This is a genomic window from Mesorhizobium ventifaucium, from assembly GCF_935822925.1.
GTDB lineage: Bacteria > Pseudomonadota > Alphaproteobacteria > Rhizobiales > Rhizobiaceae > Mesorhizobium > Mesorhizobium ventifaucium.
This window is the reverse complement of sequence record NZ_CAKXZS010000002.1, coordinates 14,654-27,951: the sequence shown is the minus strand read 5'-3', so window position 1 is coordinate 27,951 and position 13,298 is coordinate 14,654. Positions and strand designations below refer to the sequence as shown.

The 13,298-nt window shown below is 62.8% G+C and carries 11 protein-coding genes; 5 read left to right on the top strand and 6 right to left on the bottom strand.

Annotated elements, in window-relative coordinates; genetic code table 11:
- Nucleotides 1-3: 3 nt before the first annotated feature.
- Both NMG70_RS01340 and NMG70_RS01335 read right to left on the bottom strand, forming a co-directional pair.
- Nucleotides 4-3,387, bottom strand: coding sequence for a helicase-related protein (locus NMG70_RS01340; RefSeq protein ID WP_254022863.1), 3,384 nt, complete (start codon nucleotides 3,385-3,387; stop codon nucleotides 4-6).
- 699 nt (nucleotides 3,388-4,086) lie between these two features.
- Nucleotides 4,087-4,665, bottom strand: a complete 579-nt coding sequence (locus NMG70_RS01335) for a TetR/AcrR family transcriptional regulator (RefSeq protein ID WP_254022862.1) — start codon at nucleotides 4,663-4,665, stop codon at nucleotides 4,087-4,089.
- 81 nt (nucleotides 4,666-4,746) lie between these two features.
- Between NMG70_RS01335 and NMG70_RS01330 the strand changes: the two genes are divergently transcribed.
- Nucleotides 4,747-5,997, top strand: a complete 1,251-nt coding sequence (locus tag NMG70_RS01330) for an FAD-dependent monooxygenase (protein ID WP_254022861.1) — start codon at nucleotides 4,747-4,749, stop codon at nucleotides 5,995-5,997.
- Between the two features lie 95 nt (nucleotides 5,998-6,092).
- Here the strand turns inward: NMG70_RS01330 and phbB are convergent, their stop codons facing one another.
- Together phbB and NMG70_RS01320 are read right to left on the bottom strand one after the other, a co-directional pair.
- Nucleotides 6,093-6,818, bottom strand: coding sequence for an acetoacetyl-CoA reductase (phbB, locus tag NMG70_RS01325; RefSeq protein ID WP_254022860.1), 726 nt, complete (start codon nucleotides 6,816-6,818; stop codon nucleotides 6,093-6,095).
- 125 nt (nucleotides 6,819-6,943) lie between these two features.
- Entirely contained in the window at nucleotides 6,944-8,122 is a 1,179-nt protein-coding gene (locus tag NMG70_RS01320; RefSeq protein WP_254022859.1) for an acetyl-CoA C-acetyltransferase, read from the bottom strand.
- A gap of 312 nt (nucleotides 8,123-8,434) precedes the next feature.
- On the opposite strand from NMG70_RS01320, the gene phaR reads away from it, so the two are divergent.
- Nucleotides 8,435-9,046: a polyhydroxyalkanoate synthesis repressor PhaR gene (gene phaR / locus NMG70_RS01315; RefSeq protein ID WP_123150291.1), complete on the top strand. Its 612-nt coding sequence runs from the start codon at nucleotides 8,435-8,437 to the stop codon at nucleotides 9,044-9,046.
- A 191-nt stretch (nucleotides 9,047-9,237) separates the two neighbouring features.
- Here phaR and NMG70_RS01310 read toward each other — a convergent pair whose 3' ends face one another.
- Nucleotides 9,238-9,684 carry a hypothetical protein gene (locus NMG70_RS01310; protein WP_254022858.1) on the bottom strand — a complete coding sequence of 149 codons (447 nt, stop codon included), beginning with the start codon at nucleotides 9,682-9,684 and terminating at the stop codon, nucleotides 9,238-9,240.
- Nucleotides 9,685-9,784: 100 nt separating this feature from the next.
- On the opposite strand from NMG70_RS01310, the gene NMG70_RS01305 reads away from it, so the two are divergent.
- The 3 genes from NMG70_RS01305 to NMG70_RS01295 all read left to right on the top strand — a co-directional run bounded on the left by NMG70_RS01305 (nucleotide 9,785) and on the right by NMG70_RS01295 (nucleotide 12,592).
- A complete protein-coding gene (locus tag NMG70_RS01305; RefSeq protein WP_254022954.1) occupies nucleotides 9,785-10,462 on the top strand; it encodes a TetR/AcrR family transcriptional regulator in 678 nt (225 codons plus the stop codon).
- 170 nt (nucleotides 10,463-10,632) lie between these two features.
- On the top strand, nucleotides 10,633-11,415 hold the full coding sequence (locus tag NMG70_RS01300; RefSeq protein WP_436798325.1) for a 3-hydroxybutyrate dehydrogenase: 783 nt from the start codon (nucleotides 10,633-10,635) through the stop codon (nucleotides 11,413-11,415).
- Nucleotides 11,416-11,461: 46 nt separating this feature from the next.
- Nucleotides 11,462-12,592, top strand: coding sequence for a patatin-like phospholipase family protein (locus NMG70_RS01295; RefSeq protein ID WP_254022856.1), 1,131 nt, complete (start codon nucleotides 11,462-11,464; stop codon nucleotides 12,590-12,592).
- A 12-nt stretch (nucleotides 12,593-12,604) separates the two neighbouring features.
- On the opposite strand, the gene NMG70_RS01290 is transcribed toward NMG70_RS01295, so the two are convergent.
- The gene (locus tag NMG70_RS01290; protein WP_254022855.1) at nucleotides 12,605-13,201 is read right to left on the bottom strand and encodes a TetR/AcrR family transcriptional regulator; all 597 of its coding nucleotides are present in this window, start codon (nucleotides 13,199-13,201) and stop codon (nucleotides 12,605-12,607) included.
- Between the last annotated feature and the right edge of the window lie 97 nt (nucleotides 13,202-13,298).

Here is a 13,298-nt window from a genome sequence, read left to right as displayed (position 1 = left end):
AACTTACTTCTTCAGCTGGTCGCGCAACGCGGCGAGCTTGGCGAAGGGGGAATCCGGGTCGAAGCGCACCGGACGCTCCTCGCGAGGCTTCGGCTGGAACGCGGGCTTTCCGCCAGGCGCGCCACCCTTGCCGTCCGGCCTGCCGCCTTTCCAGTCGGGCCGGCTTTCGCGACGATCGGGACGTTCGCCCTGCGGCTTGCCGTCGCGCTGTTCCCCTGCCTCGCCCTGGGGCTTGGGCTTGAACTTGCTGCGGTCGAAGCGCGGCTTGCCGGCGCCGTCGCCGTCGCGGCGTCCTTCACGGGCTGGCCGGCCGCCTGGAGCGCCGGCCTGCTGCCCGGCCTCTGCCGGCGCGTTGCTGCGGCCATCGCGCGTGACTTGTGGGCTGCGCGGGCGATTGTCCGTATCACGGGGCCGGTTGTCGTGGTGGCGGCGGCGTGGGCGCTGGTCGAAGCGGCCCTGCCGCCACAACAGGATGGGTTTTGGTTCTTCGGCCTCTTTCGCGGCCTCTGGAGCAGCCTTGCCGGTGGCGGCTTCCGCCGCGGCAGGTTCGGCCGACACTGCTTCCGTTGCGGCAGAGGCTTCGAATGCAGGCTCCGCCGGTGCGACCTCAACCTCGGCGGTTTCGGGTGCTGCCTCTCGATCTGCGGCTTCAGCTGCAGGCAGTCCCTCTACCGTGACCTCAGGCGGAGTTTGCAGCTGAGCTTCTGCGACAGGTTCCGCTTCGGTAGCGGGTTCCGCGAGAGCCACCGCCGTGGCTTCTGCCACTGCATCCGGTTCCGAACTGTCGGCCGGCGCCTCGGCGGCTGCGTCGGCAATCGCGGCTTCCGCCGCCTTGGCCTGCTCGGCTTGTGCCTCCGCCGCCTGCTTGGCCGCGGCGGGTTCACGCGCGGCATTGTCCTGTGCCTCGATCCGCGCCCTCACCTCGACCGCCGGCTTCGGCTCCGCCCGGTAGCCGAGGCCTTTCAGAATCTCTTCCATGTCGTCGGCCGTGGCGCCGAGGATCGACATCATCGGCGGCGTCACCATGAAGGACTGACCATCATAGGCGCCGTCAGGGCGCTGGCCGAGGCCCGGCTTCCAGTTGGTCGCGGGCCGGATCAGGTCGGCCAGCCGTTCAAGGATGTCGACGCGCACCGCGCGACGGCCGAGATTGCGGTAGCCGGCCAGTTTGTAGAAGGTCTTGTCGAAGGTGGGATCGATGACCACCGAGGTGCGGCCGGAGGCCAGCGCGTGAACCACGTCGCCAAAGCCAGGCTTGTCCTTGCCGTCGTTCTGCAGCGCCCACAACAGTGTCACCAGTCCGGCCGGGGCCGGCTTGATCAGCGCGGGCACGAAGACGTGGTAGGCGCCGAAGCGCACGCCGAGCCGGCGCAGGGCGGCGCGGCCCTCCTGGTCGAGCGACTTCATCTCCTCGGCGATGTCGCGGCGGTTGATGAGGCCGAAATTCTCGACGAGCTGGAAGGCGATGCCGCGGCCGATGCCGGTGATCTGCTCGGCGTTCTTGAGGTCGACCAGCGGCTTCAGCAGCGACTCGATCTGGAAATTGACGAAGCGCTCGGCGCGCGCCGCGACCTTGTCGCGGGCGGGACCGGTGAGCTGCTCGTCGGCCAGCAGCACCAGGCGGGGCTTCAACGGCTCGTCGCCTGCGACCAGCGTGCCGATCGGCGCGCCGATCCAGCGCAGCGTGCCGTCTGAGCCGAGCGCGATATCGCCATTGGCCGAGGCGCCGAAGCGTTCGGCCCGCGCCTCGAATTCGGCTGCAAGCGCCTTCTGGGCTGCTGTGCGCACCGCCTTGGCGTCCTCGCCGCCGGCGCTCTGGTCGGCGGTGAAGCGGAACCCCTGCAACTCGCCGACATGATGGCCTTCGACGAGGACGGTTCCGGTTGGACTGATTTCGGCTTCAGGCATGGTATTTTCTCTAAGGCGCCGCATGAGGACGGAAGTCCTGCGGTCTACGAAGCGTTTCGTCAACCGCTCATGCAGCGCATCCGACAATCTGTCTTCGATTTCGCGCGTCTTTTCCTGCCAGTGTGCCTGATCGGCCAGCCAGCCGGGCCGGTTGGAAACGAAAGTCCAGGTGCGGATCTGGGCGATCCGGTGCGACAGCGTGTCGATGTCGCCCTCGGTGGTGTCGGCACGGCGCACCTGCTCGGCCATGTAATTCTCGTCTACATGGCCATGCCTGGCAAGGTCCATGTAGATCGAGGCGATCAGGTCGGCGTGCTGAGCCGGGGCGATCTTCCTGTAATCGGGAAGGGCGCAGGCGTCCCACAACAGCGCCACGCGCCTGGCGTTGGTGGCAAGCGCCCGGATGTCCTCGTCGCGGGACAGATGCTCGAGTGCCTGCGCATCGACCGCCGGCAGCGCGCGCGTCAGGCCTTCAACCGGCGCGTTGGTCTCGATCGAGCGCTTCAGCGCGTCGAGGCTGGCGAAATCGAAACGCGCGGTGCGCCACTGCAGCACCTTCACCGGGTCAAAATCATGCGCTTCGATCTTCTTGACCAGTTCCTCGTCGAGCGGATCGACTTGACCGGTGACGCCGAAGGTTCCGTCGCGCAAGTGCCGGCCGGCGCGGCCGGCGATCTGGCCGAGCTCGGCCGCCGTCAGGTTGCGATACTGGTAGCCGTCGAACTTGCGGTTCTGGGCGAAGGCGACATGATCGAGATCGAGGTTGAGGCCCATGCCTATCGCATCGGTGGCGATCAGATAATCGACATCACCCGACTGGAACAGCTCCACCTGCGCGTTGCGGGTGCGCGGCGATAGCGCGCCGAGCACGACTGCCGCACCGCCCTGCTGGCGGCGGATCAGTTCGGCGATGGCATAGACCTCGTCGGCGGAGAAGGCGACGATCGCCGTACGTCGCGGCAGGCGGGTGAGCTTCTTCGAGCCGGCATAGGCGAGATGCGACAGCCGTGGCCGCGTCACCACCGACACCCCCTTCAGCAGACGTTGGAGGATGCCGTGCATGGTCGCTGCGCCGAGCAGCAGCGTCTCCTGGCGGCCGCGCAGATGCAGGATGCGGTCGGTGAAGATGTGGCCGCGCTCGAGATCGCCGGCCAGCTGGACCTCGTCGACAGCAACGAAGGCGGCGTCGGTCTCGCGCGGCATGGCTTCGACGGTGCAGACCGAATATCTGGCGCCGTCGGGCTGGATCTTCTCCTCACCGGTGATGAGCGCCACCTTGTGAGCGCCGACCTTCTCGCAGACGCGTGAGTAAACCTCGCGGGCGAGCAGCCTGAGCGGCAGGCCGATAATGCCGCTTTCATGCGCCACCATGCGCTCGATGGCGAGATGGGTCTTGCCGGTGTTGGTCGGCCCGAGCACAGCTGTCACGTCGCGGCCTGACAGGATCAGCGGCTCAGTGTGTTTCGGCTGGATGTTCATCGACCTGGAAATTAAAGGCTCTCTGCCTCGTGTTGTCGGGAGCGCGCCCGGTGGCGGCGCGGGTGACAGCCGACACATAGGGATTTTGGGCGCGAAGCGAAAGCAGAATATTCCGCTGCCAGCTCGAAGGCCTTCCGTCGGCGTCGATGATCCGTTCCGCCGTTCCGATTTAACAGTTGGAACGAGTCTGGAACGAATCGGCTACGAATCGCTGACTCGCGCGGATTCAGGGTTTGTTCACGGCTACATCTGGATTTTTCGCCGGCGAGTCTCACCACATGCTGAATCGCCGAACTGGCCCGTTTCATGCAGGGTTGACGTCGCCGTTAACCTTTGCCGCTGAACGATCGACGCAGGTCGGCGGGCGTCATCCAACATTTTGAAATTATTAATCTTTCCTAACGCGCCTTAACCATTTGGGGATGTTTTCAGCCTTTGTCGTTTAACACCGCGCTCAAAGCCGGAACGAAAGGGCGACGAATCGGTGCCTGCGCCTGTTTCCCGGTTTGTTCACCCCAATATGTTGGGTCATCAACAGGTTTTCCACCTGTTATCAACAGGCGGCGAACAGGGTTTTGCACAGGCCGGGCGGCCGCCGTTAATTTTTGCGTGCCGTTTGGCACAAAGCGGCGCCACGTCCATCGGTCCTCGCAGTCGCTGCACGAGGACCAGACTGCCAGCAATGCAGAACGGCTTGGTTCAAGCCTCTCCCACGGCATAGCGCTGCAAAGTAGGGCCGACGTTCTGGATAATTTCGTCGTGGGACAGGGCGACGACGGGCGGAAGCCGCAGCAGGTATCGGCACATCGCCAGACCCAGCAGCTGGCTCGAAACGAGCCCGGCCCGTCGACCCGCGTCGGCGGGGTCAGCGACCGTCGCAATCACCGGCCTCACCTGGTTGCCAAATACGTCGCGCAATTTTTCCGCGGCGAATTCGTTCGACGTCGCCGAACGCAGCAGAATTGCCATGCCGGGGCCGCTGGCCGGGCCTTCCCAGATTTCGAGAAAACGCCTGATCAGCGTTTCGCCGATGGCGTTTCGGTCGATCACCCGCAGTGCCGGCAATTGCAGGTCGACGACCGCCGCCCTGGCGAACAGCTCGTCCTTGCTGCGGAAATAGCGGATCACCATAGCCGGATCGATCGAGGCATGCGCCGCGACGTCGCGGATGGAGGTGCCCTCATAGCCGTGCTCGGCGAACAGGAGCCTCGCGGCCTCCAGGATTTGGGCGCGCGTGCGGTCCGACTTGCTGGGTTTTTTCGGCTGGTTCTCGGTCATGAAAGCCATATGCCAACGGTCGTTGACAAATGCAATGGCTTCGTCTAGAAAGTCAACGGTCGTTGATAAATGGAGAGAGAAATGTTACCCGAAACCACGGAAGTCCTGATCGTTGGCGCCGGCCCGACCGGCATGGCGCTGTCCATCGTGCTGCACCAGGCCGGCGTCGATCATGTCCTGATCGATAGGCTGGCGGAGGGCCTTCAGACCTCGCGGGCTGGCGTCATCCACGCGCAGACGCTGGAAACGCTGGAGCCTCTCGGCGTCGCGCAGCGGCTGAGCGAACTTGCCCTGAAGCTGCAGAATTTCACCATCCGCGACCGCAACCGGGCGCTGCTCAATCTCGATTTCAGCAAGCTTCCGTCAAGGCATCCCTATCTGATGATGCTGCCTCAGAACCTGACCGAGCAGGTGTTCGCCGAACGGATCGCCGCCCTGGGCGGCGTGATTCACCGCGTGGTCGAGGCCAAGGCGGTCGTTCAGGAGGCTGACGGTGCACAGGTGACGGTGACCGAGAACGGCCGCCAGAAATTGATATCGGCACGCTACGTCGTTGGTGCCGACGGCATGCACAGCCTGGTGCGCAGGTCGACCGGCATCGAGTTCGACGGCGACGCCTATGACGCTTCGTTCGTACTCGCCGATGTTCGTCTCGACTGGCCGGTTGGGCCGACGGAAGTATCGCTGTTCTTTGCACCGGCCGGGCTGGTGGTGGTGGCGCCGCTCCCGGACGGTTCGTACCGGGTCGTCGCAACAATGGATGACGCACCGGAAAAGCCGGCGGTCGCCGACATCCAGGCGCTGCTCGACAGCCGTGGGCCGACCAAGAAAAGAACCCAGGTGCTCGACCTGGCGTGGAGCTCGCGTTTTCGCGTACATCACCGCCTGGTCCGCTCGTATCGCAAGGACCGGCTGTTCCTCATGGGCGATGCCGCGCACGTGCACAGCCCGGCGGGAGGCCAAGGCATGAACACCGGCATCATCGACGCGGTCGTACTTGGCGAGTTGCTAGGCGACGTGGTGAACGGCGTGCGCCCGGAAGCCGAGCTCGACCTCTACGAAACGCTGCGCCGCCCGGCGGCCCAGGAGGTGCTTGAACTGGCGGGCACAATGACCGAGATGGCGCTTACCCGCAATTCGGTGAAGCGGTTCGTCCGCAATCTCGTGCTTTCGACTCTGAACCTCAATCCATTTCTGAAGCGTCGCATCGCCTTGAAACTGTCGGGCTTCAGCCGGGCGTCGCTTGCCCGCCTGCCGGCACCTTCGCGCCAGCCAGGTGGAGTCGCCCAGACCAAGCCGGCAGCCGAACCAGGGCTGAAGCTTGTCGCCTGACAGCCGAAATTCCCGGCCTCGAACTCGGCCGTGTGGGTGGTTAGACCCGTGCAACAGTTACCGGCGACGGGCCGCCTCAGGGGTGGTATGACGCCTCAAGTGATATACTGGCCGCCATTGGCTGATATGGTCGAGCCGGTGATGAAACCGGCATCGTCGGAAGCCAGGAAGACGACGCAGCGTGCGATCTCTTCCGGCTCGCCGAGGCGGCCGACCGGGATCTGCGGGATGACGCGCTCGTTGAGCACCTTCTCGTCCATCGCCCTGACCATCTCGGTGGCGATGTAGCCGGGGCAGATGACATTGACGGTGATACCGACCCGCGCCCCTTCCTGGGCGAGCGCCTTGGTGAAGCCGATATCGCCGGCCTTCGACGCCGAATAGTTGACCTGGCCGGTCTGGCCCTTCTGGCCATTGATCGAGGAGATGGTGATGACGCGGCCGAACTTGCGGTCGCGCATGCCGCCCCACAGTGGGTGCGTCATGTTGAAGACGCCGGAAAGATTGGTGTCGACGACCTCCTTCCACTGCTCGCGCGTCATCTTGTGGAACATGGCGTCGCGGGTGATGCCGGCATTGTTGACCAGCACGGAAACCGGGCCGAGATCGGCCTCGATCTGCTTGATGCCGGCGGCGCAGGCATCGTAGTCGGCGACCGACCATTTGTAGACGGGGATGCCGGTCTCTGCCTTGAATTTCTGCGCCGCCTCGTCATTGCCGGCGTAGTTCGCGGCGACATGATAGCCGGCGGTTTTCAGGCCGATCGAGATCGCGGCGCCAATACCGCGCGACCCACCGGTGACGAGTGCTACCTTTGTCATGATATCCTCCCTTTTTCTTGAGCGGCGGGCGACGAATGGGAACGCTCTAACGGCGGTTGAGCCTGTTCGCCACCGGCTGTTTCACGGCTTGCTCGCTCCGTCTTCACGGCGCTTTGCAGATGACTTCACAGCGCTTCCACGCACATGGCGACCCCCATGCCGCCGCCGATGCACAGCGTGGCAAGGCCTTTCCGGGCACTTCTGCGCCTCATCTCGTAGACCAGCGTGTTGAAGATGCGGGCGCCGGAGGCGCCGATCGGATGGCCGATGGCGATGGCGCCGCCATTGACATTGACGATGGACGGGTCCCAGCCCATGTCCTTGTTGACGGCGCAGGCCTGGGCGGCGAAGGCTTCGTTGGCCTCGACCAGGTCGAGATCGCCGACCGACCAGCCGGCCTTGGCCAGCGCCTTGCGCGAGGCGGGAATAGGCCCGGTGCCCATGATCTGCGGATCGACACCCGCGGTCGCCCAGGACACGATGCGCGCCAGCGGCGTGATGCCGCGCTTTGCGGCTTCCGCTTCGGTCATCAGCAGCACGGCGGCGGCGCCGTCATTGATGCCGGAGGCATTGGCGGCGGTCACCGTCCCGTCCTTGTCGAAGGCCGGTCTCAGCTTGGTCATGGCGTCGATCGTGGCGCCGTGGCGGATGTATTCGTCCTGGTCGACAATGGTGTCGCCCTTCTTGCCCTTGACGGTGAAGGCCACGATCTCGTCCTTGAATTTGCCGGCCTTCTGAGCGGCCTCTGCCTTGTTCTGGGAGGCCAATGCGAGCCGGTCCTGGTCCTCGCGGGTAATCTGGAACTGGCGAGCGACGTTTTCGGCCGTGTTGCCCATGTGGTAGCCATTGAAGGCATCCCACAGCCCGTCCTTGATCATGGTGTCGATCATCTTGTAGTCGCCCATCTTGACGCCGGCACGCAGGTGTTGAGCGTGCGGGGCCAGGGACATCGATTCCTGCCCGCCGGCGACGATCACCTTGGCGTCGCCTGTGGCGATCTGCTGCATGCCGAGGGCAATAGCGCGCAGACCTGAGCCGCAAACCTGATTGAGGCCCCAGGCGGTGGTTTCCTTTGGCAGGCCGGCTTCGATAGATGCCTGGCGGGCGGGGTTCTGGCCCTGAGCCGCGGTCAGTACCTGGCCGAGGATGACCTCGTCGACTTCCGTCGGCTCGACACCGGCACGGGACAGCAACTCCTTGATGACCATGGCACCAAGCTCATGCGCCGGCGTGGCGGCGAAGGCGCCGTTGAAGGAACCGACGGGCGTGCGCGCCGCACTGGCGACAACGATGGCAGCGGACATGTTCTTCTCCCAGACTTCGAGGTATCGAGGTTTTGGTGTCGTAGTCGTATCGTCAGGGCTTTTCTTGCCCTTTCAATGAGCCAAGTCAAACCGGAAAATGGGCATGCCGGCCATGCGCCGCAAGCAGGCTGCGCATCGTCATCGCAACAGCGCGCCCTTTGCTGCGCAGCATTTTTAGCCGGCCGTGCAGCATTAATTGATCCCGCACTGCACAAACCGCTTGGAATCACGACGCTTTTGCGCATATCCTTGAAAAGGCGCAATCGTTACCGGCAGCTTACTCAAATGCGCCGGTGTCCCGGGAGGATACTGATGGCCGCGAAAGACGAACCGATTATCATCAAGAAATATGCCAATCGCCGCCTCTACAACACCGGCACCAGCACCTATGTGACGCTTGAGGACCTTGCCGAAATGGTCAAGAAGGGCGAGGAGTTCACCGTCCAGGACGCCAAGACCGGCGACGACATCACCCATCCTGTGCTGACCCAGATCATCTTTGAACTGGAGAACAAGGAAGGGCAGAACATGCTGCCGATTCCGTTCCTGCGCCAGTTGATCGCCTTTTACGGCGACCAGATGCAGATGATCGTGCCGAGCTTCCTCGAGCAATCGATGATCGCCTTCTCGAAGGAACAAGAACGCTTCCGCGAGCAGATGAAGGGTGCCTTGGGCAAGTCGCCGCTGGACATGATGAAGATCGCCACGCCGATCAAGGCATTGGAAGAGCAGACGCGCCGCAACATGGAGATGTTCCAGAATGCCATGCGCCTGTTCACGCCATTCCCACCCGCAGGCTCGAATGGCTCTTCCGCAGCGCCGGCGGAGCCGGCCAGGAAAGAGACGTCGGAAAAACCCGACGACCTTCAGGAACTGAAGGAACAGATCGCCGCCATGCAGCGCAAGCTCGACACGATGTCGTGATCGCCGGCCGGACGGCCGAAATCGCTCATCAGCAGGCCGTGTCGGAAATCTTCGCCTCGAATGATGCTGAGTGCCGCCCGACCCGCGCTAAAGCGCGTCGCATTTGACCGGCCTCATCCGACGCGCTTTTGGTTGTTGTTTTTATGTATGTCGTTATCGCAAGACCGCTGCACACTTTTGCGCGACATGCATTATTTCGTCGTCACCGTCACCAGAGCAGTAACGGGTTTGCCGTCCACAAGAATGGGCTTGTGATGATCATCGGCAAGTAGGACGCCGATCACATGCTTGCCGGCGGCATCCGGGCAATGGCCGAAACGAGCCTTGATAAGATCGCCGCCAAAGTCGCTGTTCATGCTGTTGTACGGCTTGCCGGGGATGTTGCAGGTATCTCCGGCAGGATCGATCTTCATATGCAAGTGGCCGCATTGGCTGACGCCGTCGCATTCACCCGCTGGCAGCAACGTGAAGTTGCTGCTGACGACGACGCCTATCGCCCTCTCGGGATCTTTGCCGAGTTCGATGATCGAACCGGCCGCCGGCCAGACGATTTGCAGGGTTGGCCGATCTTCGGCCTGGGCAGATCCGAGCGACAGTAAGGAGAAAGCAAGGGCAGTCGTTGCGATGATGCGAAGCATGGTAACCTCCATTGACGTTGTAATCACTGATTACATACGACACGCTTGGACGCAAGTAAATAATCGGTGATTACATGTCGGAGTCGTGCTATTGGCAGGCATGACCAACACCAGGGATTCCAGCGAAGCCGCCAACCCCAAGCGCTATCATCACGGCAATCTGGTCGAGGCCTTGATCGCGGCAACCGTGGGGATCATCGAGGAACGCGGAGCAGAGCATGTGTCTGTGCGCGAGGCAGCAAAACGTGCCGGCGTTTCACCCGGCGCGCCATTCCGGCATTTTCGGTCGAAGTCAGCACTGCTGACCGCAGTCGCCGAACAGGCGATGAACCGGCTGACCGAGGCTGTTGCCAATGCACAGTCCAAAGTCGACAGCGCAGATCCCATTGTGGCCTTCGAAGCAATCGGACAGGGGTATCTGGAATGGGCGATCAACAATCCCACGCATTTCCAGATCATCAGTTCTCGAACGCTGATTGATTTCGACGCGTCGGATAGTCTTCGTGATCAGAATGAAGCCATTCGCCGGAAAATGATCGACCTGCTGACCCAAGCGCAACATCAAGGTCGGCTCGCTCCGGACACCGACTTCGATCATCTCGTGCTTGCCGCGCGCGCATTTGTCTACGGATTGGCACGCATGGCGATCGATGGTCATTTCCCGGAGTGGCATCCGTCCGAGCCGCCATCGCTCGCCGTACGGAAAGCTCTTCGTCTTTTCATGAGCCAGATGACAAATTCCAAAACGCGCGCTGAAGTGGCTCCCGGGGATCGCTGACAAAACTGTCTTCGCACTGGTTGTCAGGCGTACAGCTTCGAGTGAGGGTGTCCTCATTCATGACAAAAATTTCATGTCATCGCCACGCTGTGCCGCTGTTTTTGCGCCACACCAGACATATATGCTGCACTGCAATATGGTCCGTTAGCGCCGTAATGAAGGATTTCGCCTTGCCCAGCAGAAAAACCGCCATCGTAACCGGTTCCACCTCGGGCATCGGCCTGGCAATCGTCCATGCGCTCGCGGCGGATGGCTGCAACATCGTCGTCAATTCCTTTTCCGACACGGCCGACGACCAGGCCGTCACCGATGCGATCGCCAAGCATCATGGCGTGAAGACCGTCTACATCAAGGCAGATATGTCAAAGCCGGCCGAATGCCGGTCGCTGGTCGCAAAGGCAGCCGAGAGCTTCGGCTCGGTCGACATCCTGGTCAACAATGCCGGCATCCAGCATGTCGCGCCGCTGGAAGAATTTCCCAGCGAGAAGTGGGACGCCATCATTGCCGTCAATTTGTCGTCGGCCTTCCACACCATCGCCGCCGCCATCCCGCTGATGAGAGAGGCCGGCGGCGGCAGGATCGTCAACATCGCCTCGGCCCATGGGCTGGTCGCCTCGCCGTTCAAATCGGCCTATGTCGCGGCCAAGCACGGCATCATGGGGCTGACCAAGACGGTCGCTTTGGAACTGGCGCGCGACAAGATCACCTGCAACGCCATCTGTCCCGGCTATGTGCTGACGCCGCTGGTCGAGGCGCAGATCCCCGACCAGATGAAGGCGAACAAGATGGACCGCGACACGGTGGTCCGCGAGGTTATGCTCGACAAGCAGCCGACCAAGGAATTCGTCACGGTCGAGCAAGTTGCCGCTGCCGCGGTGTTCCTGTGCTCGGATGCGGCAGCGCAGATCAACGGCACGCAAATTTCGGTCGACGGCGGCTGGACCGCGCAGTGAATTTGAGCGTGCGAACAAATCCGGCCGACAAATCGAGGACCACGCGATGACGACAAACGGCAAGGCGGAGGAGCCCAAAAAGATCAACGTCGCGTTGCAGGGCGGCGGCTCGCACGGCGCCTTTTCCTGGGGCGTGCTCGACCAGCTGCTGGAGGACGGACGGCTTGACATCGCGGCGGTTTCGGGCACCAGCGCCGGTGCCATGAACGCGGTGGCGCTGGCCGACGGCTTGGTTCGCGGCGGCGTCGAGGGCGCGCGGCAGAAGCTCGACGATTTCTGGCGCGCGGTGGCGCGGAAGGGCCGGTTCAGCCCGGTGCAGCGCATGCCGTGGGACGTGGCCTGGGGCAACTGGTCGATCGAGAACACGCCGGGCTATCTCTTTTTCGACACCATGTCGCGGGTGTTTTCGCCCTATGTCGCCAACCCGCTCGGCCTCAATCCGCTGCGCGATGTGATCGAACAGGAGATCGATTTCGGCAATGTGCGCGCCTGCAAGGCGATGGAGTTGTTCATCTCCGCGACCAATGTCGAGACCGGGCAGTTACGCGTCTTTTCCGATGGCGAGATCGACCTCGACACGGTGATGGCGTCGGCTTGCCTGCCGCAGCTGTTCCGCGCCGTCGAGATCAAGGGCGTGCCCTACTGGGATGGCGGCTATGGCGGCAATCCAGCGCTGTTCCCGTTCTTCAAGACGGCTGCCACCGAGGACGTGCTTTTGGTGCAGATCAACCCGGTGGTCCGCGAGGGGACGCCGAAGAGCGCCAACGAAATCCAGAACCGCATCGACGAGATCACCTTCAATGCCGGGCTGCTGCGTGAATTCCGTTCGATCGCCTTCGTCAAGGAACTGATCGCCGCCGGCCGGCTGCCGCATGGCGAATACCGCGACATCCGCATGCACCGCATCGATGCCGACGAGGCATTCAAGGATCTGTCGGCATCGTCCAAGGTCAATGCCGAATGGGCGTTCCTGACCTATCTGCGCGACCTTGGCCGCACCGCAGCCAGCGATTGGCTGGAGGAGAATTACGACACCGTCGGCAAGCGGCCGACGCTTGACCTCTCAGGCGAACTCGACGACGGCTTCAAGCCAGTGCGTGGACCGGCACCGGGGCGGCGGGTCAAGGAGTTCCTTGCTGCCCGCATGAAGCCCCAGGCCGCGCGCCGCCAAGCCTGAGGCGCTTGTTTGTCAGTTTTTTTGCAAGGCTAGATCGATCACCCTGATCAGCGCGGCCGCAGCCCGCCTCTGCTCGTCCGGATCGCTGATGCGCATCTTCATGCCTTCCAGCCCGTCGAGCAGCATGTCGGCCAGCAATTTTGCCGCCAAGCCCTTGGCGGTGAGATCGACGCCATTGCGTCCGGCCTCGCTCTGGATCGCTGCGGCGACATGATCGGCAAACCGGCTGCGCCAGCAGCCGATCAGGTCGGCGAGACTCGACTTCATGTCAAGGAGTTCGGCGCCATGCGGCGAGGCGTGGACGGTGCGCGTCATCGAGATCAGCGCTTCGTCAATGGCCCGCATCATGCGCTCGGCAAATGGTTCTTCACCGGCGAGTGCCGTTTTCGCCTGTTCGAGCGAGCGGGAGAGCAGCATCAACGCGATGGCGCGATAGATATCGGTCTTGTTCTTGAACTGGAGATAAAGCGCCGGCCGCGACATGTCGGCGGCACGCGCAATGTCGTCCATGGTGGTGCGGGCGAAACCATAGGCCAGAAACACCTTCATCGCGCTGTCCAGAATGCGGGCGCGCTTGGGGTCGGTGGCGATATCCTCGATCTCGATCATGGCGGGACTTTATCCTATAAAAGTTCTGTTGACAAAATGACGTAATTTGTCAAGATGTATGAGGACGAAATGGCCGACCGGCCTTTTGCCTTGGGCT

Bases quoted from the DNA above. Each gene is read 5' to 3' on its own strand.
- NMG70_RS01295 (WP_254022856.1), top strand. From the start codon at position 11,462: ATGACGACAAACGGCAAGGCGGAGGAGCCCAAAAAGATCAACGTCGCG.
- NMG70_RS01330 (WP_254022861.1), top strand. From the start codon at position 4,747: ATGTTACCCGAAACCACGGAAGTCCTGATCGTTGGCGCCGGCCCGACC.
- phaR (WP_123150291.1), top strand. From the start codon at position 8,435: ATGGCCGCGAAAGACGAACCGATTATCATCAAGAAATATGCCAATCGC.
- NMG70_RS01310 (WP_254022858.1), bottom strand. From the start codon at position 9,684: ATGCTTCGCATCATCGCAACGACTGCCCTTGCTTTCTCCTTACTGTCG.
- NMG70_RS01290 (WP_254022855.1), bottom strand. From the start codon at position 13,201: ATGATCGAGATCGAGGATATCGCCACCGACCCCAAGCGCGCCCGCATT.
- phbB (WP_254022860.1), bottom strand. From the start codon at position 6,818: ATGACAAAGGTAGCACTCGTCACCGGTGGGTCGCGCGGTATTGGCGCC.
- NMG70_RS01335 (WP_254022862.1), bottom strand. From the start codon at position 4,665: ATGACCGAGAACCAGCCGAAAAAACCCAGCAAGTCGGACCGCACGCGC.
- NMG70_RS01320 (WP_254022859.1), bottom strand. From the start codon at position 8,122: ATGTCCGCTGCCATCGTTGTCGCCAGTGCGGCGCGCACGCCCGTCGGT.
- NMG70_RS01340 (WP_254022863.1), bottom strand. From the start codon at position 3,387: ATGAACATCCAGCCGAAACACACTGAGCCGCTGATCCTGTCAGGCCGC.
- NMG70_RS01305 (WP_254022954.1), top strand. From the start codon at position 9,785: ATGACCAACACCAGGGATTCCAGCGAAGCCGCCAACCCCAAGCGCTAT.